The 26,138-nt window shown below is 61.1% G+C and carries 22 protein-coding genes; 18 read left to right on the top strand and 4 right to left on the bottom strand.

Going from position 1 to position 26,138, the window contains the following annotated elements; translation table 11 throughout:
• Window positions 1–78: 78 nt before the first annotated feature.
• On the bottom strand, window positions 79–918 hold the full coding sequence (locus ACVOKO_RS02385) for a hypothetical protein (protein WP_346496903.1): 840 nt from the start codon (window positions 916–918) through the stop codon (window positions 79–81).
• A 278-nt stretch (window positions 919–1,196) separates the two neighbouring features.
• Between ACVOKO_RS02385 and ACVOKO_RS02380 the strand changes: the two genes are divergently transcribed.
• From ACVOKO_RS02380 to hslU, 14 genes are all read left to right on the top strand, one after another.
• A complete protein-coding gene (locus ACVOKO_RS02380) occupies window positions 1,197–3,974 on the top strand; it encodes a type VI secretion system Vgr family protein (RefSeq protein WP_346496901.1) in 2,778 nt (925 codons plus the stop codon).
• The gene (locus ACVOKO_RS02375) at window positions 3,971–5,713 is read left to right on the top strand and encodes a hypothetical protein (RefSeq protein WP_346496899.1); all 1,743 of its coding nucleotides are present in this window, start codon (window positions 3,971–3,973) and stop codon (window positions 5,711–5,713) included. The genes ACVOKO_RS02380 and ACVOKO_RS02375 overlap by 4 nt, the downstream gene beginning before the upstream one ends.
• Window positions 5,698–6,879, top strand: a complete 1,182-nt coding sequence (locus ACVOKO_RS02370) for a hypothetical protein (RefSeq protein ID WP_346496897.1) — start codon at window positions 5,698–5,700, stop codon at window positions 6,877–6,879. Before ACVOKO_RS02375 ends, ACVOKO_RS02370 begins: the two co-directional genes overlap by 16 nt.
• 72 nt (window positions 6,880–6,951) lie before the next feature.
• A complete protein-coding gene (locus tag ACVOKO_RS02365; RefSeq protein WP_346496895.1) occupies window positions 6,952–7,455 on the top strand; it encodes a hypothetical protein in 504 nt (167 codons plus the stop codon).
• Between the two features lie 374 nt (window positions 7,456–7,829).
• The gene (locus ACVOKO_RS02360) at window positions 7,830–8,243 is read left to right on the top strand and encodes an MAPEG family protein (RefSeq protein ID WP_346496893.1); all 414 of its coding nucleotides are present in this window, start codon (window positions 7,830–7,832) and stop codon (window positions 8,241–8,243) included.
• Window positions 8,244–8,457: 214 nt separating this feature from the next.
• Window positions 8,458–8,910: a VOC family protein gene (locus ACVOKO_RS02355; RefSeq protein WP_346496891.1), complete on the top strand. Its 453-nt coding sequence runs from the start codon at window positions 8,458–8,460 to the stop codon at window positions 8,908–8,910.
• Between the two features lie 195 nt (window positions 8,911–9,105).
• Window positions 9,106–9,399 carry a hypothetical protein gene (locus tag ACVOKO_RS02350; RefSeq protein ID WP_346496889.1) on the top strand — a complete coding sequence of 98 codons (294 nt, stop codon included), beginning with the start codon at window positions 9,106–9,108 and terminating at the stop codon, window positions 9,397–9,399.
• A 29-nt stretch (window positions 9,400–9,428) separates the two neighbouring features.
• Window positions 9,429–9,701, top strand: a complete 273-nt coding sequence (locus ACVOKO_RS02345) for a hypothetical protein (RefSeq protein WP_430980694.1) — start codon at window positions 9,429–9,431, stop codon at window positions 9,699–9,701.
• 184 nt (window positions 9,702–9,885) lie between these two features.
• A complete protein-coding gene (locus ACVOKO_RS02340; protein ID WP_346496887.1) occupies window positions 9,886–11,751 on the top strand; it encodes a DUF885 domain-containing protein in 1,866 nt (621 codons plus the stop codon).
• Between the two features lie 219 nt (window positions 11,752–11,970).
• The gene (locus ACVOKO_RS02335) at window positions 11,971–12,441 is read left to right on the top strand and encodes a DUF1203 domain-containing protein (protein ID WP_346496885.1); all 471 of its coding nucleotides are present in this window, start codon (window positions 11,971–11,973) and stop codon (window positions 12,439–12,441) included.
• A gap of 116 nt (window positions 12,442–12,557) precedes the next feature.
• Window positions 12,558–12,839 carry a DUF3079 domain-containing protein gene (locus tag ACVOKO_RS02330; RefSeq protein ID WP_346496883.1) on the top strand — a complete coding sequence of 94 codons (282 nt, stop codon included), beginning with the start codon at window positions 12,558–12,560 and terminating at the stop codon, window positions 12,837–12,839.
• Window positions 12,840–12,907: 68 nt separating this feature from the next.
• The gene (locus tag ACVOKO_RS02325) at window positions 12,908–13,576 is read left to right on the top strand and encodes a vWA domain-containing protein (protein WP_346496881.1); all 669 of its coding nucleotides are present in this window, start codon (window positions 12,908–12,910) and stop codon (window positions 13,574–13,576) included.
• 256 nt (window positions 13,577–13,832) lie between these two features.
• A complete protein-coding gene (gene hslV / locus ACVOKO_RS02320) occupies window positions 13,833–14,384 on the top strand; it encodes an ATP-dependent protease subunit HslV (RefSeq protein ID WP_055772387.1) in 552 nt (183 codons plus the stop codon).
• A gap of 101 nt (window positions 14,385–14,485) precedes the next feature.
• On the top strand, window positions 14,486–15,862 hold the full coding sequence (hslU, locus tag ACVOKO_RS02315) for an ATP-dependent protease ATPase subunit HslU (protein WP_346496879.1): 1,377 nt from the start codon (window positions 14,486–14,488) through the stop codon (window positions 15,860–15,862).
• 385 nt (window positions 15,863–16,247) lie between these two features.
• On the opposite strand, the gene ACVOKO_RS02310 is transcribed toward hslU, so the two are convergent.
• Window positions 16,248–16,919 carry a TetR family transcriptional regulator gene (locus ACVOKO_RS02310; RefSeq protein ID WP_346496877.1) on the bottom strand — a complete coding sequence of 224 codons (672 nt, stop codon included), beginning with the start codon at window positions 16,917–16,919 and terminating at the stop codon, window positions 16,248–16,250.
• 231 nt (window positions 16,920–17,150) lie between these two features.
• On the opposite strand from ACVOKO_RS02310, the gene ACVOKO_RS02305 reads away from it, so the two are divergent.
• The gene (locus ACVOKO_RS02305) at window positions 17,151–18,335 is read left to right on the top strand and encodes an efflux RND transporter periplasmic adaptor subunit (protein ID WP_346496875.1); all 1,185 of its coding nucleotides are present in this window, start codon (window positions 17,151–17,153) and stop codon (window positions 18,333–18,335) included.
• 12 nt (window positions 18,336–18,347) lie between these two features.
• Window positions 18,348–21,494: a multidrug efflux RND transporter permease subunit SmeE gene (smeE, locus tag ACVOKO_RS02300; RefSeq protein WP_346496873.1), complete on the top strand. Its 3,147-nt coding sequence runs from the start codon at window positions 18,348–18,350 to the stop codon at window positions 21,492–21,494.
• A gap of 195 nt (window positions 21,495–21,689) precedes the next feature.
• Here smeE and ACVOKO_RS02295 read toward each other — a convergent pair whose 3' ends face one another.
• Both ACVOKO_RS02295 and ACVOKO_RS02290 read right to left on the bottom strand, forming a co-directional pair.
• Complete coding sequence (locus ACVOKO_RS02295; protein WP_057630676.1) at window positions 21,690–21,941, bottom strand: hypothetical protein; 252 nt, start codon at window positions 21,939–21,941, stop codon at window positions 21,690–21,692.
• A gap of 119 nt (window positions 21,942–22,060) precedes the next feature.
• Window positions 22,061–22,513, bottom strand: coding sequence for a nucleoside deaminase (locus ACVOKO_RS02290; RefSeq protein ID WP_346496871.1), 453 nt, complete (start codon window positions 22,511–22,513; stop codon window positions 22,061–22,063).
• A 92-nt stretch (window positions 22,514–22,605) separates the two neighbouring features.
• Between ACVOKO_RS02290 and ubiE the strand changes: the two genes are divergently transcribed.
• Both ubiE and ACVOKO_RS02280 read left to right on the top strand, forming a co-directional pair.
• The gene (ubiE, locus tag ACVOKO_RS02285) at window positions 22,606–23,370 is read left to right on the top strand and encodes a bifunctional demethylmenaquinone methyltransferase/2-methoxy-6-polyprenyl-1,4-benzoquinol methylase UbiE (RefSeq protein ID WP_346496869.1); all 765 of its coding nucleotides are present in this window, start codon (window positions 22,606–22,608) and stop codon (window positions 23,368–23,370) included.
• 703 nt (window positions 23,371–24,073) lie between these two features.
• Window positions 24,074–26,026, top strand: a complete 1,953-nt coding sequence (locus tag ACVOKO_RS02280; RefSeq protein WP_346496867.1) for a M1 family metallopeptidase — start codon at window positions 24,074–24,076, stop codon at window positions 26,024–26,026.
• The last annotated feature ends 112 nt before the right edge of the window (window positions 26,027–26,138 follow it).

Raw genomic sequence — 26,138 nt, 5'->3', positions numbered from 1 at the left:
GTAGGTTTCTGCGGACAGCCTTCGCTGCGTTGCTGGTAGGCCTCTTGCCTGGAGCCATGCGAGAGTTGGAACGAGCCTTCAGTTGACGGCGGGAAGTGACGCCGTCGTGATCGATGCGCCATACAGGCCGTCATAGCCCGGCATAATTCCATTTGCCTGCATGTAACCCTTCTTGTCGCCCACGAAGCGATTGTTTGGTATCGATGTGACACCGCACTCCGGCACACATACCCAAGCTGTACCGGCGGGCCCACGCAGGTAGACGCTGTGTGGGTTGCGATCAGACAGCAAGTATCCTGCCGGTTCATAGTCTGGCGCTCCGCGACGGCCCTTTTCACGGCTGGCGTGAACGTTTCCAAGCAGAGCAATGACTGTCGTGTCTTTGCTGTGTGCTGCCCTGATGCGCATGGCCATGCCGGCGTCCCTCGATCCTGCCATGCCATCGTCGACGGCCAACACGCTGATTCGTGCACCTTCGGCACGAAGCGTTCGCAGCCGATGCAGCAATTTCAGCATGGCGGTGCTGGATCGCCCATCCTGGGGCTGGCGTGTCCAGAATCGACTGTTCAGTAGGGCTGCCTGATCTGCATCGGTGCCCTCGCTCGTCAGGAAGTGATCGAGCCTTGCCTGCTCCTCTATCGGAACCTCCAGCGCCACCGTCACTGCATTTCCGGACTTTGCGCGGGCGCAGGCCAAATCGCCGATCAGTGCTGGTGCCTCGCTGGTGCCATGGACTTCGCCTGCCAGCAGCAGGCTTGTAGCGGGCATATTGAGAGGCCAACTGCACGCGCTCTTATCGTCGGCCAAGGCGCCGCCGCTCGCGAGCGCAGTTGATGCCAGGAGCAGAAGGGGATGAAGTGACTTCATGTCGAGACCCTTGTGTGGATGAGCAGCTACAGCGCCGTTGCCACTGTACATGCAAGCAGTCCATATACACCTTCAGTTTTTAGAGGTGAGCAGTGGACCACGCGCATCAGGAAGCTGCAGAAGCATCAGTGGAAGAACCAACAATCCGCACTGGTTCATTGCCGTTGGGTAAGGGAAGCTGCTGACAGTGGTACTGACAGATTTCACGGGAAACGTCTCAAAAGTAGTCGCTCAGCCTCAAATCAATTCAGTGCTATGGCCTAATCAGGCCGCGCTAGCGATAACCGGAAGCATCGCGCGCATTTCGCCCTGATCAAGAGTCTGTCGATATGGATATCCGACACTCGGCACTGCTCGCCTCATTGGCGTCGTTGTCGCATCACAATCGCCTGGTCCAACTGCAGGGGCCGCATGACGGTCTGGTGGTGGAGCGTTTTGAAGGGCAGGAAAGCATCTGCGGCGGGTTGCGCCTGCAGATCGATTGCCTGTCCACCGATGCCTTCCTGGACGTCGATCCTTGGCTGGAACAGCCACTGACGCTGCAGTTGCGTACGGCAGGCGGCTCGCTGCGCCAATGGCATGGCCTGTGTACTGAAGTGGCGCAGTTGGGCAGTGATGGCGGCTTGGCCCGTTATCAGCTGGTGCTTGAACCCTGGACCGCCTTGCTACGCCTGCGCCGCAATGCCGTGATCTTCCAGGACATGGATATCCGAGGTATATGCGAGCGGATATTTTCTGATTACCCGCAAGCCGCTTATCGCTTCGATGTGGAAGCGGCGCTGCCGCGTCGGCCCATCACTACCCAGTACCGGGAGACGGACTGGCAGTTCGTTACGCGCTTGTTGGCCGAGGTAGGCCTGGCGTGGCGCATCGATCAGGCACAGGGCAGCGAGGGTAGTCACACCTTGGTGGTGTTTGGCCCACAGGCCCAGCTTCCGGATATAGGTGAAGTGCGCTTCCATCGCATTGCGGCTACCGAGGCCAGCGATGGCATTGCCACATTCGGCGAGCGCCAACAGCTGGTCGCCAACAGCAGCACGGTGGCCAGTTGGCATGGCGAGCAGATCAGGGCCGTTCCTGCGCAGGCAAGTGCGGCGGTCGGTGAGCTGCCCCTGCTTGAGGTCTATGTGCAGCCGCGTGCTGGCCGCTTTGCCGGCGCCAGCTGGGCACAGGATGAAGCACAAGCGCGCTTGGATGCGCTGCGAGTGCCGCAGCTGCTGTACAGCGGTAGCGGCAGCGAGCGAAGGCTGGCGGCGGGCATCGGCTTTACGCTTGTCCAGCACCCGCAGCACGAGGCCCAGCGGTTCCAGGTGTTGGTGGTGCAGCACGCTGCGGTCAACAATCTGGACAACGGTATCGCCGACCTATTGGGGCATAGCGAACTGGAGCGCGGTAGCTACCGCAACCAGTTCCTCGCCACCGATGCCGCAGTTCCGGTGCGGGCGTTGCCGCAGGATCGCCCAAGCCTGCATGGCCCGCAGACCGCACGGGTGGTGGGCGTAGCCGATGCCGTGCTCAGCCCCAACCGTGAGCATCAGGTGCGCATCCAGTTCAACTGGCAGCGCGGCAGGGCACCAAACCCCGGCGGCATTGCCGATACCGGCAGCGGCCAGTCCGGGCACGCACCCGGCGATCACACCAGCGGTAGTTGGGTGCCGGTTGTGGAATGGGTAGCCGGCCCCAACTGGGGAACCGCATTCCTGCCGCGCATCGGCAGCGAAGTGCTGGTGGAATTCCTGCACGGCGATATCGACCAGCCGCGCATCACCGGCCAGCTGTTCAACGGCGAAGTCGCACCGCCGTTCGGTGGCGGCATCGACGCGCAGGCGCAGCACCCCGGCGTGCTCAGCGGTCTGCACACGCAAGCGCACGATGGCAGCGGCACCCAGCAATGGGTAATGGATGACACGCCCGGTCAGCTGCGCACGCGCCTGCAAAGCTCCTTGGCCGATAGCCGCCTGGAGCTGGGCTATTTGATCCAACACCAGAACAAGGCACGTGGCGCATTGCGCGGCGAAGGCTTTGAACTGGCAACGCAGGGTTGGGGCAATTTGCATGCCGGCGAAGGCCTGCTGCTGTCGGCCAGCACCCAGCAAGGCGCTGCATCCACCGTGATGGACAACGCTGAAGTCGTCGCACAACTCAAAGGCGCCGAACGCAGCCTGGAACAGATGCAGCAGACGCTGCAGCAACACCAGGTCCCCGGACTAACGGCATGGCAGAGCACCGGCCTGTTACGCGAGCTGGCGGACCCACGCGCCGATGGTCGCTTTGAAGCTGAGGTCAACGGCCAATCGCAGTTCAAACCCAGCGACGGTCGTAATACTGGCGATGAACCAGTTGAGCGCTTCGCCAAACCCATGCTGCTGGCCGAAGCACCCAATCACATCGCGTGGACTACGCCAGCAAGCGCAATTGGTTACGCCGGCCAGAACCTGCAAATCACCGTGCAGCAGGACCTGCACGCCAGCAGCGGCCAAACCATCGCTACCGTCTCTGGTGGGCGGGTTTCATTGTTCGCGCAAAGTGGGCCGCTGCGTTTGATTGCTGCCAATGGCCCCGCGAGTCTTCAGGCGCATGATGGTGAGCTGGAGTTGCTATCCGAGCAGGCACTCACCATCACCGCGACCGATGCCCGAATCGACGTGCTCGCGCAAAGCAAGGTGGCACTGCAGGCCGGTAACAGCGCGATCACGTTGGAAGGCGGCAATATCACCTTCAGCTGCTTGGGAGAGTTCAAGGTCAGGGCTGGGGATCATCCGTTCCTGGGTGGCAGCAATAGCCCTGCCGCGATGCCTGCATTGCCAATGCAGCTTCTGTCGCGCGATCCATTTGAAATTCGTATCGCGCTAAAAAACGAGGCAGGAAAGGCCATTGGCAAACAGGCGATTCGCATCTTGCGAGCGGACGGAACCTATGAGGATGCCGTCACCGGCGCAGACGGCGTTACTTCAATCGTCGCCCGAAGTGACAAGCCTGAGAACCTGAAGATCGTCCTTGCTGACAACGAGATCTGGGAGATAGATGACCCTGATGTCACCTCATTGGCTGGCAATGAGGAATGCTGCGCGCGAGCAACACTTCAAACCGAGGGCGATCAAGAATGAATCAGCCAGCACCAGCCAACAGGCCTGCCCCGCCGCCCGCCCCGCACTACCTGTGCTTTCGGGTGGTGGATATGCAGAACAACATGATTTCAGGGCGCCGCTACACGCTGGAGTGGACGGATGTTGGTGCGCAGGAAGCGACCCGTCGTGAAGGCACAACCGCGGCAGATGGGCGCACCATCAAGATCACCACGCAAGGTCAGGTTGCCGTCTCACTGGCTATTGCCCCACCGTCCGGAGGGCAATGTCGCTCTGTAGGGCAAAGCGTGCAAAGCAAGCCCGAGAACAAGCCCTTTGTTGCCACAGTGCGTTTGACTTTCAACGCCACGGCAACGACCGCGCCGCAATCAGAGAATCACTGCGAAACGCTGACTTTGCGGCAAGGCAGGCAGCGGGTGAAATATGTGATCAACAACGTGCCCCGTGTGCCCGATGGGGCCGGGTGGCAAGCCAACCACCTGAGGAACTTGCCGTATCTGATTGTGGATGCGAATACCCTAGAAGTCCTGCATGCCGGCAAGGGGCTCAACGATCCCGCAAAATTCACCGGCTCACATACCCAGGTATCGACGGTGGAGGTTGCCGTGGACGGGGTGGAGTCGGTTGGTATTGTCCTCGGCGCGGCGGCCAATGGTGATTGGGACGAATGGCGAAGGGATGCGAGAAATCTGGTTATGTATCGCCTGACTCCGGAGGCTGAGGGGCTAACGATCGTTACCATTACGGAAGCGACATTGTTGGAGCCCAATCAGGCCTTGGCGCAATTGCTAGCGGCCGAAGGTATTGGTCCGCAACGCACAGCCAGATTGAATGGAAAGGTTTGGGCGCTGTGCACTCGGAGCTATTCGGTGCAGGACATCCGCACATGGATCACGGGTAACCTGACGCTTCCAGATGAGCACGGGGATTTGGGTGCTTGGTACCAAGTTGCGAGACCGAGTCTTCGCCAGATCGATTGGGCCGAGCAGCACGGCAAGATCAATGCCGGGCAAGCAGCAGAATACCGTACGGCGCTCACGTTGCCGGCAACCGCTCTCGCGGCCAACGCAGCAGCCCTTCCCTCGCCGTTACGCATGCAATTATCCTGGTCTGAGCTACTGGAGCCGTTCTATAGCGGGCAGATCGTCAATGTTCCGTTGCCGGACAGGGCTTTTTCACAAGGCGGCGAGATCATCATTGCACCGCTGGATCTCACACTGAAACTACAAGTCGGCTTCTGTGACAATGCGGGCAGATACACTGGGTTGTCACAAGTCGAGATCGTGGCCAGGAACCACCCCTATATCTACATGATGCTGCTGTCTGCGTGCGCGGAAGCGGGGGTGAACAAAGTAGAGATCAGCGGCATGTGGCGCCCGATGCTGGGCTCCTGCCTGCATAAGCTGGGTGACGCACTCGATATTGTTGCAGTAGACGCACGCAACGATAGATTGGCAGAGTTCCGATTCAATAATAATCGCGTTGCCAACAATGCATTGGCGAGGCGCTTCAATACACTATTGTATGAACACCGCTATGCGAACAGTGCCCAGCACATCTACCAGTTTGATGAATACCCTCACAGCGCCGATGGTCGCCACTTGAATCATCTGCACATCACCTGCAGGAGCCGCAGAGCACTGGATCCGCGCGACACAGCCGGCTACATCGGTCCAAATCAACAGAGGCCGTTGATGTTACCGGTTGTGTTTCCGGCGGCTAACGGCAGAGGAGGTGCAAGACCATGGCTCATTCGGTAACCGGGAAAAATGTGAGCGCTTGGAAATCACGATGCAAAACGGCGGCTTTGCTGGTCGTATTGGTTCTTCTTGGCCAGAGCGGGGATGTGCCAGCAGGGCAGTTTGAACGCAGCTGGAGTGAAGACCCAAGGCGCGGAGGGCTCCATTGCGTCATTCTTAGTCGTGCGGATAGCTATCATCTCTATAAAAATTTGGGAAATCTGATACGTCCGCAACTCAATGACCTGTCGGATGTTGAGCTTGTTAGCGAAAAGCGAGGGGCGGTAGTGATCCTCAATCGTCACTACTGCGAGCGCTTCTTTAGTACCGATCCGCAGGACCAGTATGTACGCAAGGCGAACGACATCTACTGGTACGACAAGCGTGAGTTCTTTCACGAATCCGAGTTGATCCCCATCGATCAATGGCGAACCCGCTACATCTACGAGAAATCCGACGGCTCCTATGTCGGCTCTGAACTGATGACGCCTGAGGATGAGCGTGAGCTGGACCGCTTGGTCGGTTACAACGCATACATGCTGGGCAAGAGCAAGAATGACCTGTATCAATTCAGTGACGACGGCTATTACTTTGACAGGGAAACCCAGCTTCGCTGGCGGCTCATGCACCTGCCGGGCTTCGATCCAAATGTCGAAGTCCACTCCAGCGACGAACCCAGCATCTTCTCTATTGATGAATCAGGCCGCCATCTGCCTCGACTTGTCCCGCTGTTGCGCCCCCAGAAATACACCGTTGAGTGCAAAAAAATGGCCAACGGCGGCATCAGTTGCGGGTTCGCACGAAAGGACGAAAGTGCGGGGACAGCTGCCCCGCCTACTGATAGGTACAGTGGTGCAATTCGGGATATCTCACCAAAATTTTCTCCGCTTACGATTGGTTTGGGTCGGGTCACCATCAACAAACGCCTCACCCACGGTGAGCCGTTTGAGATGAAGGATCGCTACAACAGCGAGGTCACCGACTACTTTCTCTATGCCGATTTTGATGACCCGATTCGACCGGTGTACTTCGCTCCAGGCGTGTTGCTGCGTGATCAGCCCAAGGGCTATAGCAAGGCACCACGCAAGAGCGACTTCATCAATGAGGAGATCTGCCTGACGGACTGCCCTTCTGATATCGAATGGCAGCTATCAAGCATCCGGAAGCGGATTGAAGCGCATCCGTAAGATTTTCTGCCTGACGGGGCGTCGTTCCGTCAGCGTTGATTGTCTAGAAAGCATCTCAATAGGAGCGAGTTCGTGATCTTCGAAATGTTGTTGCTGTTTGGCCAGGTGCCCGTTGTTGATCTGAATGAATTGCCCAAGGATAGAAGGGAGGCAATTGAGGACTTCCATCATGAGGACGTGATGTTACCGGCCGTTTGCAGTAGTCCTGAGTTGCAGAGACTTCAGGGCGAAACATATCGGCTTGCCAAGGTGAACGGGCAGCAGGCATGGGACGTTGCCAGAACAATGTTTTGTGGCACCAGTAAGGATTCCAAGCGCTATCTTGGGCAGCATATGCCGCACAAGGTGACTTATCTTTCTCTCATTGTGGGAGAAGTAGTTAATGTTGGTGATGAACTTGTAGCAAGAAGTTCTGTTGAGATGCTCCAGGGAAGGGCGTGGGAGACAGATTTGCGTCGAGAATCCGAGAAATTGGTATTTGAGTACACCATCGATGGCTTGTGTCGCGGTAGCTTCGCACTACGCTACGTGCAGCAGTCATGGCTGCTGGTGCAAGTAAGCGAGGGTTGTATTTGAGAACGAACATTGCGTAATGACCAAGTCCGTGCTTGGGTGGATTTCAGTTTCCCAGAGTTGGATAAGTTGCTGGGGGCATTCGGCAGTGCGTCCTATGTGCGCAGGCACTTAGGGCTTTGCATGAGGGGCATCCGTCTTCGAAGCACTGTCGCGGAGAAGTAAGTCGCTGGCGACGATGGTTGGAAGCGTCATCATGTCGAACACATCAGTTCGGCGTGACCTTGATACCAAGTCAGTAATCACAGTTTCGTGTTGAGCGCAGGTGGTTTACGAATGTGTCGGCAACCGGCCAGAATGCAGCGCTGGGCTCAGCGAACACGCAGATATCCAGCTGATGCTTTCGCAGGCCCCCCTACTTTCACGGAGTGATGGCAATGGCTTCGCCGAGTCTGATTGCACTGACCTTGTTTGTTGCATGGGCGTTGGTTCTTATGGCGCTCATGGAAGTCATCCGGTCAAAGCTTGTCCTTCAAAAGACTGTTCTGGCAAATGAGTTCAGGCCGGACAACGCGAATCTCTCTCCGTTCATGCAACGGTTGGCGCGTGCTCATGCGAACTGCATCGAGAACATTCCAGTTCTGGGCGGACTGTTGCTCATCGCGATTGTCAGCGGGCGGGAGCATGTCACTGATCCGCTGGCCTATGTTTTGGTGGCAGCGCGCTTCGTGCAGACGCTGATCCACCTGGCGTCTTCTTCTTCGGTAGCGGTGACGCTGCGGTTTGTCGCGTTCATCGTTCAAGTGATGATTGGCCTGTACTGGTCTTTCAAGCTGCTCACCTCGATCTGACGGCAGTTGGTTTTTTTTCCTGCCGTTGAAGTAGTTTGTCGATACTTTGCATGCTTGATTGGAGCGCTAACCAGCGCGGTACAGCAATGCTGCGATGTCGGCGCTATGCTGATCAAGCTGAGGTTGGATGTAGAGTTCGTGGCAATGTCAACGACGACAACCACGCCGTCGTTGCTTGTCGTCCCGTTGCCGGGTGCCATCCAGAGAGGTCTTTATGACGGTCAAGCGCATGGACAACATCGGCATCGTTGTAGAGAACCTGGACGCCGCCATTGAGTTCTTCAGCGAGCTCGGCCTCAACCTTGAAGGCCGCATGCCGATCGAAGGCGAGTGGGCGGGCCGTGTTACCGGCGTGCGTAATCAGCGGGTCGAGATTGCGATGATGCGCACACCCGACGGCCACAGCCGGCTGGAGCTCTCACGCTTCGACGCCCCTGCCATCGCATCCGATCACCGCACTGCACCGGTCAACTCTTTGGGCTATCTGCGTGTCATGTTCACGGTGGAGAACCTTGACGACACCCTTGATCGGCTCCGGAAACTGGGCGCGACGGTGGTTGATGAAGTGGTCCACTACCAGGATACCTATCGGCTCTGCTACATCCGTGGTGTTGAAGGAATTCTGATCGGGCTTGCCCAGGAGTTTGGGCACACGCGTTCGCAGTGAGCGCGGTGGAAGAACGGCCTGCCTCCGCGCTGAATCCAGCATCTCCTGGCGGGGCGTAGCTCGGGCAGTTGCGTGTCCGGGGATCGCTGAGACCGCCCAGGGCGGGGGGATCGGCGCAGGTCGTGCGTTTCGCTTGACGGCCCCCTGGCCCGCTGGGACTATCCGCGTATTCATCATGACTGCCAAGGTTTCATCATGTCTGGCTTGCTCGGCGGGTTGATTGAGGGAATTGTGGATTTCGTTACCGATATCTGGGTGCTGCGCAGGCAGCGTTCGGGCAGGAGCAGGCCTGCAAACTCCTTGGGCAAGGATGCGGCGGATACCGCGTTGTTTGATGTTTGGGCGTTGCTGCTGTCGATGTTTGCGTTTGTTTGTTTCGCCGTGTTGTTGTTCGTGCTGAAACTGCCTTTGTGGATCAGCTTACTGCCGGTGGTAGGGGCGGTTGTCTACCTGGTCTATCGATGGTTCGCACTGGTGCGAGCGGAGTGACTGCGTTTTTCGCTGGGGAAAGGAAAGGATTGAAGAAGGTGGATGGAAAACAAGCTGATGCGATTGCCCAGGCCTTGCTGGCGCCACAGTTGCATGTCCAGCAGGCGCTTGAGCGCAGGCGTGCAGCGAAAGCCGCGTATCTTGCCCGCAAGCGCCGCGTAGCTTGGTTTGCATTGGCCGGCTCCGGCATCGGCGCCGTAGTTGCATATGTTGCCGGGGAAGGCTTCGCGCTCGGCGTCGTCTGGGGTGGGCTGGTTGGTTCCGCCATCGGTTGGCTCGCCCTGCGCAAAGCGGCTGCTTGAGGCTGGCCTTATTGCGTTCGCGTAGTGAAGCCTGCGCTTGTCGCAGGCTCCAGCAGCACATGCCTGCGACTATTCATCTGGGCGGGATGTGACTCACCTCGTTGTAGCCCGGCGCTGCTTGCGTAATATGCGCAAGGCCAGCCCGGCAAGCATCTGGAGTATCCCTGTGCCGCCACGCAATCCCGTGTCCGTGTTGCCCGTGCTGCGCGTTGCTGTCTTGGCTGCGGTACTGATGGCGATAGCTCCCGTGGTCCATGCGCAGGCCCCCAACGCCAGCGCGCAGGCTGAGCCGTCGTTCAATGCCTTGCTTGATGCGCAGACCGTGGCAGCCATCAACGCCGATCCCGAACTGCGCACCATGCTCGGCCTCAGCGGCGATGGCTTGGAGCCGCTTTCCAGCCAACTCACCGATGTCTCGCTGCAGCAGCGTGAGGTCAACCGCCGCTTTCTGTCCGACAACCTTGCCATTCTCAAGCACTGGAACGGTACGCCGTTGGATCCGCAGCAGCGCTTGAGCGATGGCTTGGCGCGTTGGTTCTACCAGTCGCAACTCGACCTGATGGCGGTGCCGTGGGCGGCGGCATGGGTGCCGATGAGTGGCAGTACCTATGCCGTGGACCAGTTGTTCAGCCCGGCGGTGAACCTGCCGCAGTTCATGGACAACCAGCATGTGGTCACCGACGAAGCCAGCGCGTTGAGTTACATCGCGCGGCTGCAGGCGCTGGGCAACAAGCTCGATCAGATCCGCGCCAACCTCGACATGCAGGCCGGGCAGGGCGTAGTGCCACCGGAGGTGGCGTTGCAGGGCGCAGCCGATCAGTTCATCGCACTGCTTGCGCCTGCGCCGAAGGACAGCCTGTGGGTGAACTCGCTGCGGCGCAAGCTGGACAAAGTGTCTGCGCTGCCGGCACCGCGTCGTGAACAGCTGATCGCGCAGGCAACGGAGGCGGTGCGCAGTTCCGTCAATCCCGGCTACCAGCAATTGCTTGCCGATGTGCAGGCGCTGCAGGCGCGGCATCTGGGCAACAACGGTGTGTGGGCGTTGCCGCACGGCAAGGCCTATTACGACGCAGCGCTGCGCTGGTATACCAGCACCGATCTTGATGCCGATGCCATCCACCAGATCGGTCTGGATGAAGTGGCGCGGCTGGACAAACAGATGGATGCTCGCTTGATCGAACTCGGCCTGCGTGAAGGCAGCGTCGCCGAGCGAGTCCAGAAAATGCGCGAAGATCCACGCTATCGCTACGCCGACAGTGATGCTGGCCGTGAACAGTTGCTGGGCGATGTCCGCCAGCGCCTCGTCGATCTGGAGCCTATCCTGCCCACCTGGTTTGGGTGGGTGCCAACCCAGAAGCTGGCCGTGGAACCGGTGCCGAAACACATGCAGAAAACCTCACCGGGCGGCTATTACTACCCACCGGCGATGGATGGGTCGCGGCCCGGCACCTTCTTCATCAATCTGGGTGATATCGCGTCCAATACGCGCTGGAGCATCCCGACCTTCACTTACCACGAGGGTGCGCCCGGCCATCACTTCCAGATATCCATCGGCCAGACCCTGACCGACCTGCCGATGCTGCGCCGCAGCCTCAACCCCAGCGCCTTCAGCGAAGGCTGGGCGCTGTATGCCGAGCAGCTGATGGCCGAGGCGGGTGTCTACAAGGATGACCCTGCCGGTGATCTGGGCCGGCTGCAGGCAGAGATGTTCCGCTCGGTGCGATTGGTGGTGGATACCGGCCTGCATCGCAAACGCTGGACACCGGAACAAGCGGTGGCCTACATGCAGCAGGCCACCGGTATGAACCCCGGCGATGTGCGCGTGGAGATCAACCGCTACCTGGTGCAACCGGGCCAGGCGTCGTCCTACAAAATGGGCCATCTGCGCTTGCTTGAACTGCGCGAACAGGCCCGCAAGGCGCTGGGCGACAAGTTCGACATACGTGCCTTCCACGATTTGATTCTCGGCAACGGTGCGATGCCGATGACGGTGGTGACGCAAGCCGTGGATGCATGGATCGCAGCCGGCGGTGGCGAGCCAAATCGCTAGCAGTGAGTGCAGTTGTTGTCGGCAAGCGCGGCGGCGCGCCTTCTGTAGTGCCGAGCCATGCTCGGCAAGGGGCCTTCCCCTAACGCTCGAGCGCAGCGACGCTCTGCTTTACCAACACTGGCCGGCACCGCCAGCGCCGAAGAACTGCAACGTCCGATCATGGCGAGCATGAGCGCCTGCCAGCGTTGATGCTGCAGGCCCATCCCAACGGACCGCAGCATGGCCGCCTTCGTTCTACACGCTCTGCGCCACACCTCATTCGAGGCACTGTTCCAACTGGACGAAGCGGCGCTTGCGGCGCGGCAGATGGCGCGGGTCGTTGCGACGACAACAGCCGGTTTCCCGTGTCGGGTGAGTCTGGCCGATGCCGAGGTCGGCGAGGAGCTGTTGTTGCTGTCGTATCAACATCAGCCGGCGGATTCACCGTATCGCGCCAGCGGCCCCATCTTTGTTCGCCGTGGTGCGGTGAGCGCGACGCTGGCGGCCGACGAGGTGCCGGCGCAAGTACAGCGCCGCTTGATGTCACTGCGTGCCTATGACCAGCAGGATCGAATCATTTCCGCCGAGGTCTGCGACGGCCTGCATGTCGCCGACTGGCTGCAGCATGCGTTTGATGATGTGTCTGTGGCCTACGTGCACCTGCATTTTGCCCGATACGGCTGCTATGCCTGCCGTGCCGACCGCGCCTGAAACCGCGCCAAGCCATGGGCAACAGTGGATGCCGCGTGGGCTGAATGCACCAGCTGCTTGCGTGACAGGGGGCTGGCAAGCCGTTGCATGCGGGTTTGGCCGCGAAGCTTGGGCCAGTGTTGATTTCCGTCAAGGCAACGCGCCAGCCGGCGGCGCATGGTTGGCACCCAGGCGAGGAGGTTGCCGCGATGGCGAAGCCATTTCCATTGAATCCAAAGCACCCCGAGCGGATCTGCTGGGGCTGCGATAAATATTGCGGGACCGACGCCTTGGCCTGCGGCAACGGTTCCGGGCGTACCCAGCATCCGGCGGAGTCGCAGGGCGAAGATTGGTATCTGGCCTGGGGGATCGAGCCGGACCCGCTCAGGCCGGGGCAGGCCCGCAAGCCGCAGCGTTGAGGGCACCTGTGCTGTGGCCAAACCGGTGTTTGCGCATAGACTGGCGCCAAGGATAAGGAGATTCCGCGATGAGCTATGGCATTGGACAAGGTGTGGGTGGTTCGGCCGAAGCACAGCAGACCCGCTGCGCATGTCTGCTGTTGTTGGATACATCGGCAGCGATGAGCGGGCAGCGCATTGATCAGCTCAATGCAGGCTTGATGCACTTCAAACAGGCGCTCTACGCCAACGCGCAGAGTGCGCAGCGCGTGGACGTTGGCATCGTCAGCTTCGGCCCGGTGCGCACGGTTACCGAGTTCGTATCGGCGGACCGGTTCTATCCGCCGTTCCTGGTCAGCACAGCGGATACGCCGATTGGTGCGGCCATCGAGCAGGGCGTCGATATGGTCCGCCAGCGTACGCAGTACTACCAGGCCAACGGGCTTGGGTACTACCGGCCATGGATATTCCTGGTTACCGCAGGTGCGCCCAGCGACAGCTGGCGCAATGCCGCCGAGCTTGTGCGGCAAGGCGAAGCCAGCAAGGATTTCCAGTTCTTCGCGGTTGGCATGGAGGGCGCGGATATGGAGGCACTCGCGCAGATATCGGTGCGTGCGCCGCTGAAGTTGAAGGAAGTGAATTTCCGTGAGCTTTTCGACTGGCTGTCTGCGTCGATGGATACGATTGCGCGCTCCAGCCCCGGTGATACGGTGCCGTTGATCAATCCAACAGCGGCGGGTGGTTGGGCGTTGGCCTGAGGCCGTCCCTGGCTGTAGGAGCGGCGTCAGCCGCGAAGCCGGCAGCGCTGGAACCCTAGCCATGAGGGCAATCTGATCATTCCTGGCTTCGCGGCTGACGCCGCTCCCACACATGCGGTTTTGGGCTTTGTGCCGAGCATGGCTCGGCACTACAGGTAGTTTTTCTGAACGGTGGCTGTCGCTGGCGGGGTGGGGGGGAGGCTTGATCGCGGCGCCCACCGGCCCCATTACCGGTGAACAGTATTCCGGAGGCCGTATGGACCCCAGTCAGAACCCGAATGTTTTTCATGCCACCACCATCTGCTGCGTGCGTCGCGGCGAACACGTGGCGATTGCTGGCGACGGTCAGGTCACCCTGGGGCACACGGTGATGAAGGGCAATGCGCGCAAGGTGCGCCGGCTTGGCCGTGATGGCCAGGTGCTGGCGGGCTTTGCCGGCGCGGCTGCCGATGCCTTCACCCTGTTCGAGCTGTTCGAGGCAAAGCTTGAGAAGCACGGCCAGCTGACCCGCGCTGCGGTGGAGCTGGCCAAGGATTGGCGCACCGATCGCCGCTACGGCAAGCTCGAAGCGCTGCTGGCCGTGGCCGACCGCGAAACCTCGCTGATCATCAGCGGTACCGGCGATGTGATCGAGCCGGAAGACGGCATCATCGCGATTGGTTCTGGCGGCTCATATGCGCTCAGCGCAGCGCGGGCCCTGCTCAAGCACACCGATCTGGATGCGCGTGGCGTGGCCACCGAGGCGATCAACATCGCTGGCGGCATCTGCATCTACACCAACACCAATGTCGTGGTGGAGGAGCTCTGAGAAACGTAGTGAAGAGGAGTGAGGAGTGAGAGCAGGCCCAGCGCCGCACGCTTCCTCGGTTTTTTCCCGTTTCCAGTTCCTGCCCGCCCTTAGGTAAAGCCATGAACCATAAGATCGAAGTTTCTTCCGCCACCATGACCCCGCGCGAAATCGTGCAGGAGTTGGATCGCCACATCGTCGGCCAGCACGACGCCAAGCGCGCGGTCGCCATCGCGCTGCGCAACCGCTGGCGCCGCATGCAGCTGCCCACCGAGCTGCGCAACGAGGTGATGCCCAAGAACATTCTGATGATCGGCCCCACCGGTGTCGGCAAGACCGAGATCGCGCGCCGGTTGGCAACGCTGGCCAATGCACCGTTCGTCAAGGTTGAAGCCACGCGCTTCACCGAGGTCGGCTATGTCGGCAAGGATGTGGAGCAGATCATCCGTGATCTGGCTGATACCGCAGTCAAGTTGTACCGCGAGCAGGCCAAGGTGCGTGTGCGTACCCAGGCTGAGGAAAAGGCCGAAGACCGCATCCTTGACGCGCTGTTGCCGCGTCGTAGCACCGGTATCGGCTTTGATCCGGAAGCGGCGCGCAACGAGCCTTCAGCCGCTGACAACGAAACCCGCATCAAGTTCCGCCGCATGCTGCGTGCCGGTGAACTGGACGAGCGCGAGATCGAGCTGGACGTTGCTGCCAACGTCAGCATGGACATCATGACCCCGCCGGGCATGGAAGAAATGGGCCAGCAGCTGAAGTCGATGTTCGCCAACCTGGGCACGGCGAAGTCGAACAAGCGCACGCTGAGCATCAAGGCCGCGCGCCCGCTGCTGATCGAGGAAGAGGCTGGCAAGCTGGTCAATGAAGACGATATCCGCACCGCCGCGATTGAAGCCTGCGAGCAGCACGGCATTGTCTTCATCGACGAAATCGACAAGGTGGCCAAGCGCGGCGACGCAGGTTCCTCTGGTGGCGATGTGTCACGCGAAGGTGTTCAGCGCGATCTGCTGCCGCTGGTGGAAGGTTCCAATGTGTCCACCAAATACGGCACGGTGAAGACCGATCACATTTTGTTTATCGCCTCTGGTGCGTTCCATCTGGCCAAGCCGAGTGATCTGATTCCCGAGCTGCAGGGTCGTTTCCCGATCCGTGTGGAGCTGGGTGCGCTGAGCAAGAATGATTTCGTGCGCATCCTGACCGAGCCGAAGGCGGCGCTGACCAAGCAGTACGAAGCCTTGTTGGCCACCGAAGGCGTCAAGGTCAATTTCACCGCCGAGGCAGTGGATCGTTTGGCGGAGATTGCGTTCCAGGTCAACGAGCGCCAGGAGAATATTGGCGCGCGTCGTCTGCACACCGTGCTGGAGCGTTTGTTGGATTCGCTGAGCTATGAAGCGCCGGATCGCGATGGCGACAGCATTGCGATTGACCCGGCGTACGTGGACAAGCACCTGGGTGAGCTGGTGAAGGACCCGGATCTGAGTCGCTATATTCTTTGATTGTTGGTTCGGGTTGGTGAGAAGCGGCGACACTTTGGTGTCGCCGTTTTTTTTGCCGCGCCGGCCAGGCCGTCGGCGCCGCGCAACAGGTGCAGCGCACCCGGGGTCGTTCGCGCAGCGCCGTTGGTAGTGCCGAGCCATGCTCGGCTGAGGCATTACCGGGAAAGCTTCTTGCCGAGCATGGCTCGGCACTACAGGTGGCGCGCTTTGCTCCGGCATTTAGCCCTCCCTTTGCCGCAGGCAAGGGGAGGGTTGGGAGGGGTGCTTTGGCTTCAGCTTCAGCCTTCGCTTGCTTCGCGGCTTACGCCGCTCCCACAACGCGTCGGCGGCTTCTGTGGCGCTGCGTGCACGTCCCCTGCCGAGCATGGCTCGGCACTACCGGGTTTCAGGCTGCTGGATCCGGGGTTGGTAGCGGCAGCGGGGCGGTGCCGGGGGTGAAGACGCCTGGAGTCACGTAGTAACTCAGCATCGCGTCCATCGTTTCGCGGCTGTCGCCTTCCAGATCGAAATGCTCGGGTTGCAGCATTGCGCCGTACAGCACACCTACCAGACAGGCGTGCAGGATGCGGGCAAGGGTGTTGATGTTGACGCCGTCGCGCAGTTGGCCCAGCTCCTGCGCGCGCAACAGGGCGCGGCAGAAAATATCCATTTCCTCGTCCACGCTGTCGCGCTGCAGCTGCTGCATGGCCAGGCTTTCAGCGGACAGGTCATTGCGCAGCATGATTTCCATCATGTCGCGCAGGCGCTGGTCGTGGGCTATCTCGCCTACCGAGATCAGCATCGCCGAGCGCAGGTCTTCGATCGGCGTGCTGCGCTCGCGTGCATAGGCATGGCGCAGGCGGTTGATGAAGTGCACCCGCTCGCGGTTGATCATCGCTTCCAGCACTTCGGTCTTGTTCTTGAAGTGCCAATACACCGCGCCACGCGAAAACCCGGCGCGCTCGCCTATCGCGGCCAGCGAGGTGCCGGCAACGCCGTGTTCATGGAAGCAGGCCAACGCGGCATCCAGGATGCCTTCGCGGGTGGCCGCCGCCTCTTGTTTGGTCTTTCTGGCCATTGCGCTGTGCAAATGCTGGATGAGCCCGGCCTGAATTGTAGCCGTTTACAAACATGCGTGTATGTATGTATATTTCCGCGGCTTGCTCTGCAGGATGGCCGTGATGTGTTCAGTGGTGGCGGTTGCCACACCTGTACCCGTAACGTATGCGGTATGGAGGGATATGCGTCGGCATATCTCATGTTCCGTCCGATCCTCGAGCGCCACTTTTCCTCATTGAGCTCCTCTCCCATGCCTGCTATCAGTCGCTACCGTCTTGTCGCGCTTTCTCTCGCACTATCCGTTGCGCTCGTTGCCTGCAAAGGCGGCGGTGAGCAGCCACAGCAAGGGGGCCCCGGTCAGGTCACGGTGGTGACACTGAAGCCGGAAACCGTCACCTTGACCCGCGAGCTGGCGGGCCGTGCCAATGGCTACCAGGTCGCTGAAGTGCGCCCGCAGGTCAGCGGCATCATTGCCAAGCGCCTGTTTACCGAAGGCAGTGTGGTCAAGGCCGGCGACCCGCTGTACCAGTTGGATGACGCTGCCTACCGCGCCCAGGCCAACAGCGCCCGCGCGCAGCTGGCCCGTGCCGAAGCCACCGCCAACGCAGCCCGCCTGGCGGCACGGCGCAGCGGTGAGCTGGTCAAGTCGCGGGTGATCAGCGTGCAGGACGATGAAAATGCGCAGGCCACCTGGAAGCAGGCCGAGGCCGACGTGCTGGCCGCCCGCGCCTCGCTGGATGCGGCCAACGTGACGCTGGGCTATGCCCGCATCACCGCGCCGATCAGCGGCCAGATCGGCAAGTCCTCGGTTACCCAGGGCGCGCTGGTCAGCGCTGGCCAGGCCGAACCGCTGGCGACCATCAACCAGCTCGACCCGATCTACATCGACGTCACCCAGTCCTCGGCCGAGCTGCTGCAGCTGCGCCGCGAACTGGCCGCTGGCCGCCTGGAAGGCGCCTCGGAGCTGCCGGTCGACATCGTGCTTGAAGACGGCAGCACCTACGCCCACAAGGGCAAGCTGGAGTTCTCCGAAGTCAGCGTCGACCCGACCACCGGCAGCTATCTGATGCGCGTGCGTGTCGAGAACCCGGACCAGGTGCTGATGCCGGGCATGTTCGTGCGTGCGGTGCTGGGCAGTGGTGTGCGCCCGAACGCGCTGCTGGTGCCGATGCAGGGCATCGCCCGCGATCCCAAAGGTGATACCTCGGCGATGGTGGTCGATGCCGAAGGCAAGGTTGCCGTTCGCCCGGTCAAGGTCAGCCGCACCATCGGTGACAAGTGGCTGGTCGAAGACGGCCTGAAGGCCGGCGACAAGGTCATCGTCGAAGGCCTGCAGAAGATTGGCCCGGGGATGCCGGTGCAGGCCACCGAGAAGGGTGCCGAAGCCGCCAAGCCTGCCGCCGCGCCTGCCGCGGCGCCGGCCGACAAGCAGTAAGCGGAGAAATACATGGCTCGCTTCTTTATCGACAGGCCCATCTTTGCGTGGGTCATTGCCATCATCATCATGCTTGCCGGTGCGCTGGCCATGATCAAGCTGCCGATCTCGATGTATCCCGAGGTCGCGCCGCCTGCGGTGTCCATTTCCGCCAACTACCCGGGCGCTTCGGCCAAGGTGGTGGAGGATTCGGTCACGCAGATCATCGAGCAGAACATGAAGGGCCTGGACGGCCTTATGTACTTCTCCTCCAACAGCTCCTCCAACGGCCAGGCCAGCATCACCCTGACCTTCCAGAGCGGCACCGACTCGGACATCGCCCAGGTGCAGGTGCAGAACAAGCTGCAGCTGGCCATGCCGTTGTTGCCGCAGGAAGTGCAGCGCCAGGGCATCAACGTCGCCAAGTCCAGCTCGGGCTTCCTCAACGTGCTGGGCTTCGTCTCCGAAGACGGCAGCATGGATGAGAACGACATCTCCGACTATGTGGGTTCCAACATCGTCGACCCGCTCAGCCGCGTGCCGGGCGTGGGCTCGATCCAGGTGTTCGGCGGCAAGTACGCCATGCGTATCTGGCTGGACCCGACCAAGCTGCAGACCTACAAGGTGTCTGTCGACGAGGTGACGGCGGCAGTCAAGGCGCAGAACGCGCAGGTTGCGGTGGGTCAGCTGGGCGGCGCGCCGGCGGTGAAGGGCCAGCAGCTCAACGCCACCATCAACGCGCAGGACCGCCTGCAGACGCCGGAGCAGTTCCGCAACATTGTTGTGCGCACTGAAACCGACGGCTCCACGCTGAAGCTGGGCGACGTTGCCCGCGTCGAGCTGGGCGCGGAAACCTACGACTTCGTTACCCGCTACAACGGCAAGCCGGCCTCGGGCCTGGCCATCACCCTGGCCACCGGCGCCAACGCGCTGGAAACCGCTGAAGGCGTGAGCACCACCCTGGACGAGCTGCGCGCCAACTTCCCGGCCGGCCTGAAGGCGGTGATCCCGTACGACACCACCCCGTTCGTGAAGGTGTCGATCAAGGGCGTGGTGAAGACGCTGCTGGAAGCCATCGTGCTGGTGTTCGTGGTGATGTATCTGTTCCTGCAGAACTTCCGCGCCACCTTGATTCCGACCATCGCCGTGCCGGTGGTGTTGCTGGGTACCTTCGGCATCCTCTCGGTGCTGGGTTTCTCGATCAACATGCTGACCATGTTCGCGATGGTGCTGGCGATCGGTCTATTGGTGGATGACGCCATCGTGGTGGTGGAGAACGTCGAGCGCATCATGTCCGAGGAAGGACTGTCGCCGCTGGAAGCCACCCGCAAATCGATGAGCCAGATCACCGGCGCGCTGGTCGGCATCGGCCTGGTACTGTCGGCGGTGTTCGTGCCGATGGCCTTCATGAGCGGCTCCACCGGCGTCATCTATCGGCAGTTCTCGGCGACGATTGTGTCGGCGATGGCCTTGTCGGTGCTGGTCGCCATCGTGCTGACCCCGGCGCTGTGCGCCACCATGCTCAAGCCGCTGAAGAAGGGCGAGCACCACGTTGCGCACAAGGGTATCTCGGGCCGGTTCTTCAACTGGTTCAACAATGGCTTTGACCGCACCAGCGGCACCTACCAGCGCGGCGTGCGCGGCATTCTTGCCCGCCCGGGCCGCTTCATGGCGGTGTTCCTGGCGTTGGCGGTGGTGATGGGCCTGCTGTTCGTGCGCCTGCCCAGCTCGTTCCTGCCCAATGAAGACCAGGGCATCCTGATGGCGCTGGTCAACGCACCAGTGGGCGCTACCCAGGAACGTACCCTGGAGTCGATCTACAAGCTGGAAGATCACTTCCTCAACAACGAGAAGGACGCCGTTGAGTCGGTGTTCTCGGTGCAGGGCTTCAGCTTCTCGGGCATGGGCCAGAACTCGGGCATGGCCTTCGTCAAGCTCAAGGACTGGCACGAGCGCAGTGCTGATCAAGGCGTAGGCCCGATCACCGGGCGCGCAATGGCCGCGCTTGGTCAGATCAAGGACGCCTTCATCTTCGCCTTCCCGCCGCCGGCCATGCCGGAACTGGGTATCGCCTCGGGTTACACCTTCTTCCTGAAGGACAACAGCGGCGCCGGCCATGATGCACTGGTCAATGCACGCAACCAGCTGTTGGGCGCGGCCGGGCAGAGCAAGCTGCTGGCCAATGTGCGCCCGAACGGCCTGGACGACACCCCGCAGCTGCGTCTGGACATCGACGTGGCCAAGGCAGGTGCGCATGGGCTGTCGCTGGATGCGATCAACGGCACCCTGGCCACTGCCTGGGGTTCGAGCTACGTCGATGACTTCATCGACCGTGGCCGGGTCAAGCGCGTCTACGTGCAGGCGGATGATCCCTTCCGCATGAACCCGGAAGACTTCAACCTGTGGACGGTGAAGAACAACGTCGGCGAGATGGTGCCGTTCTCGGCCTTCGCCAGCCAGCGTTGGGATTACGGCTCGCCGCGTCTGGAGCGTTACAACGGCGTCTCCGCACTGGAAATCCAAGGCGAAGCCGCGCCGGGCGTAGCCTCGGGCGACGCCATGCTGGAAGTGGAAAAGCTGGCCAAGCAGTTGCCGCCGGGCTTCAGCATCGAGTGGACGGCGGTGTCCTACCAGGAACGCGAAGCCGGTTCGCAGACGCCGCTGCTGTACACGCTGTCGCTGCTGATCGTGTTCCTGTGCCTGGCTGCACTGTATGAAAGCTGGAGCGTACCGACCGCAGTGCTGATGGTTGCGCCGCTGGGTATTCTCGGTGCGGTGCTGGCCAACACCATGCGCGGCATGGAGCGTGATGTGTACTTCCAGGTGGCGATGTTGACTACCGTGGGTTTGACCTCGAAGAACGCGATTCTGATTGTCGAGTTCGCCAAGGAGCATTTGGAGAAGGGTTCGGGCGTGATCGAAGCGACGATGCATGCGGTCCGCGACCGTCTGCGCCCGATCATCATGACCTCGCTGGCTTTCGGCCTGGGCGTGTTGCCGCTGGCAATCGCCTCCGGTGCGGGTTCCGGTGCGCAGCGCGCCATCGGTACCGGCGTGCTGGGTGGCATGGTGGTTGGCACCTTGCTGGGCCTGTTCTTCATCCCGCTGTTCTTCGTGGTGGTGCAACGGGTGTTCAACCGCAAGCAACTGGCCAAGAACGGCGACCTGCCGGAGCAGTAAGCGGGCAGGGTAGCTGGAAGCAAAAGGCGCCGAAAGGCGCCTTTTGTTTTTTTGCGGTTTTGTTTTTGCAGGTTTGTGGGAGCTGTGTAGTGCCGAGCCATGCTCGGCAGAGGCTTTACCGATAAAGCCCCTGCCGAGCATGGCTCGGCACTACAAAAACAAGGCAAAAAAAAACCGGGCCTGGCCCGGTTCTTCTTACACTTCGTGTTCCGCAAGCTCCAGTAACTGAGCCTTTTCAACCGCGCCCAAACGCTGGGCGAATACTGCCAAGCGGTTGCATAACTCGGCCTGATGTTCCGGGAAAGCAGCTACCAGGTCGCGTTGAACCTGTTGGTAAGCATCCCAGAACGGTGCCGTGCAGCGATGTTGTGCGTACTGCTGTCGCAATTGTTCCCCAGCAAGCTGGAGTGATCGGCGACTGCTGTTTTGGATGGGCGTCGTATACATCGCTTCACCTCGATGGCAGTGCCCCTGTACCCCGAGCATAGCGCTATTTATCTTACGATCTGGCTACAGCGTCTAATTTCCCTATGAGATTAATGGGGGTTTATTCAGATTCCGTCGCGTTATTCGCCGATATCTTCATTCCAGACGTCTGGGTTCTCGGCGATATAGCGGCCCATCATCTCGATGCAGCCGGCGTCGTTCAGATCGATCACTTGGACGCCGTTTTCCCTGAGCCAGTCGATCCCGCCGGCAAAACTGACCGATTCGCCGACCACGACGGTGCCGATGTTGAATTGCCGTACCAGCCCACTGCAGTACCAGCACGGCGCCAGGGTGGTGACCATGATGGTGTTGCGGTAGCCGCGCTGGCGGCCGGCCTTGCGGAAGGCGTCGGTTTCGCCGTGGATGGACGGGTCGTCCTCCTGGATGCGGCGGTTGTGGCCACAGCCGAGCAGGCGGCCATCGTTGTGGTACAGCGCCGCACCGATCGGGATGCCGCCTTCGGCCAGGCCCTGGCGGGCCTCGGCGATGGCGGTTTCAAGCAGGGCGCGGTAATCCGGGGTAGTGATCATGCAGGGTCCTCATGGTGCTGTGCGGGCCATCATAACGGCCGGATTCAGGCTGCCGGCGCCGCAGCCGGGCTGTCGGTGCGATAATCGTGGTCATGAGCGAATCCCCCTACAAGACCGGCACCACCCACTTCGGCTTCCGCGATGTACCGGCCAAGGACAAGCAGAAGCTTGTCGGCCAGGTGTTCACTTCCGTGGCCGACAACTACGACGTGATGAACGACCTGATGAGCCTGGGTATTCACCGGCTGTGGAAGCGCTACTTCGTAGCCACCGCGCAGGTGAAGCCGGGTGACCGGGTGCTGGATCTGGCCGGCGGTACCGGTGATATCGCGGTACTGCTGAAGGAGCGCATCGGCGCCGAGGGCAGCGTGGTGCTGGGCGACATCAATGCCGGCATGCTGTCGGTGGGTCGCGATCGGCTGACAAATCGTGGCCAGGTTTCGGGCTTCGAGTGGGTGCAGCTCAATGCAGAAGCGCTGCCGTTCCCGGACCAGAGCTTCGATCTGGTGACCATTTCGTTCGGCCTGCGCAATGTCACCGACAAGGAAGCAGCGCTGCGCGAGATGTACCGCGTGCTGAAGGTCGGCGGTCAGGCGCGCGTGCTGGAATTCTCGGAAGTGACTGTGGACTGGTTCAAGCCGATCTATGACTTCCATTCGTTCAAGGTGCTGCCGAAGCTGGGCAAGTTGTTCGCGCGCGGCGATGCCGATAGCTACCAGTATCTGGCCGAGAGCATCCGCAAGCACCCGCCGCAGGAAGAGTTGAAGGCGATGATGACGGAGGCTGGGTTTGGTCGCTGCCATTACAAGAATTTGAGTGCGGGTATTGTTTCGATCCACTCTGGTTACAAGCTGTAAGGCTGGGTTGCTGGGTGTATTGAGGAAAAGGCGGCCATTGGCCGCTTTTTTCGTATGTGGGATGGTGGTTTTTAGTCGTTACCTTTGCTGGTAACGCCCTTGCCGAGCATGGCTCGGCACTACGGTTGGGTTTGGTCGGTAATGCTTCTGCCGAGCATGGCTCGGCACTACATGGGCTGGCCGCGCTTGCTTTTGCGTTAGCCCTTCTCCCGCTTGCGGGAGAAGGGTTGGGATGAGGGGCGCTTTTGATTCTGTCGGTAACGCCCCTGCCGAGCATGGCTCGGCACTACATTGGCTGGCCGCGCTTACTTTTGCGTTAGCCCTTCTCCTGCTTGCGGGAGAAGGGTTGGGATGAGGGGCGCTTTTTCTTTTGTCGGTAAGGCCCTTGCCGAGCATGGCTCGGCCCTACGGTTGGGTTGGTCGGTAAGGCCTTTGCCGAGCATGGCTCGGCACTACAGTGGTCCGGGCGCGCGCTGAGCCCTCCCTTTGCCGCAGGCAAGGGGAGGGTTGGGAGGGGTGCTCTGCTTCTGCTCGGGGCGATTAACCAATGCAAAGAGCGATGCCCGCCTGCGTGGGGGTAACGATTTCATGCATTTAAGCCGCTTTCGCAAAGCCAGCGGGGCGCCGCTTGCCGCACCGCCGCATCCGCTCCGGGCTTTCGGGTTTAAAATCGGCAGTTATCCCCTGAACCGGTTCCAGATCAATGCGTTCTTCGTTCCTGATGCTGCCCCTGGCCGTGGCGCTTGTCGCCGGCTGTGCCAAGGAGCCTGCAGCTCCTACCGTCGATCCCGTCGCCCAGAAGCCCGCCGCCGCCGTGAATACCGTCAGCCGCAGCCACGATGAAAGCTCCTACGCCGAACCCGAAAAGGTCGTCATCAAGGACCTGGCGCTGGATCTGAAGGTGGATTTCGACGCCAAGCAGATCGGCGGTACCGCCACTTACACGCTGGAGTGGAAGGACAAGGCGGCCAAGCAGCTGCTGCTCGATACCCGCGAGCTGACCGTTGAAAAGGTCGAGGCTGTGGCCGCCGACGGCGCCGCCACTCCGCTGCAGTTCGTGCTGGCACCGGCTGACAAGGTGTTTGGCAGCAAGCTGAGCATCGAAACCCCGGCCCAGCCGACCTCGGTGCGCATCACCTACCACACCGCGCCGACCGCCTCCGGTCTGCAGTGGCTGGAGCCGTCCATGACCGAGGGCAAGAAGCTGCCCTTCATGTTCAGCCAGTCGCAGGCCATCCACGCCCGTTCGTGGGTGCCGCTGCAGGACACCCCGAGCGTCCGCTTCACCTATAGCGCGCATGTCACCAGCCGCCCGGACGTGATGGTGCTGATGAGCGCCGACAACGACCCGAAGGCCGCGCGTGATGGCGATTACGCCTTCAAGATGCCGCAACCGATCCCGTCCTACCTGCTGGCCATTGCTGCCGGTGACCTGGTGTTCGAGCCGATCTCCGAGCGTTCGGGCGTGTGGGCCGAGCCGACCATGGTCAACAAGGCCGCCAAGGAATTCGAAGACACCGAGAAGATGATTGGTGCCGCCGAGAACCTGTATGGCGAATACCGCTGGGGCCGCTACGACATGCTGGTGCTGCCGCCGTCGTTCCCGTTCGGCGGTATGGAAAACCCGCGCCTGACCTTCGCTACCCCGACCGTCATCGTTGGCGACAAGTCGTTGGTGTCGCTGGTCGCGCACGAACTGGCGCACAGCTGGTCCGGCAACCTGGTGACCAACGCCAGCTGGAAGGACATCTGGCTCAACGAAGGTTTCACCACCTACGTGCAGGGCCGTATCACCGAGGCGCTGTACGGCACGGAGATGGCCGAGATGGAGCGCGAGATCGACCAGACCGATCTGCTCAATGAAGTGAAGGAGATGAGCCCGGCCGACCAGGCGCTGGCGCTGCCGCCGCTGAACGAGCGTGACCCGGACGAAGCGCTGAGCAACGTGGCCTATGTAAAGGGCGCGTGGTTCCTGCAGTTCCTGGAGCAGCGTTTTGGTCGTGCGGTGTTTGATCCGTTCCTGCGTGGCTGGTTCAACGACCATGCGTTCCAGAGCGCCAATACCGACCAGTTCGTCGAGTACATGAAGAAGAACCTGCTGCCGAAGAATCCTTCGGCGGTCACCGATGCCGAATTGAAGGCATGGCTGGAAGAGCCGGGTATTCCGGCGTTCGCCAGCAAGGCCCGTTCGCGCAACTTCGCCGTGGTCGACACTGCGCGCATTGCCTTCCTGGGCAGCAGCGCGCTGCCGAGCAACCAGGTAACCCGCGAGTGGAACACGCAGGAATGGGTGCGCTTCATTGATGGCCTGGGTGCTACCCAGCCGATCGAGAAGCTGGCCGTGCTGGACAAGGGCTACCACTTCACCGGTACCCCGAACGGCGAAATCGCGATGCGTTGGTACCCGCTGGCAATCCGCAGCGGTTACACCGATGCGCAGGCCGCTGCCGGCGAGTTCATCCAGCGCGTGGGTCGCCGCAAGCTGGTGCTGCCGATCTATGCCGAGCTGCTGAAGACGCCGGAAGGCCTGGCCTTCGCCAAGGAGGTGTTTGCCAAGGCCAAGCCGGGCTATCACCCGATCACCACCGCCTCGGTGGAAGACATGATCGCCAAGGCTGAAGCTGCACCGAAGCAGGAAGCTGCACCGAAGCAGTAATCGGCATCGGCATGCTTCAACGCAAACGGCGAGCTTAGGCTCGCCGTTTGTTTTTGTGTTGCCGTGAACCGCATGGTTGCGGCGCTCTCTAAGCGCTGCACACCCGAGGCCG

The sequence above is a fragment of the Stenotrophomonas sp. STEN240 genome, from assembly GCF_056756175.1.
This window is presented reverse-complemented; position numbering and strand designations above follow the sequence as displayed.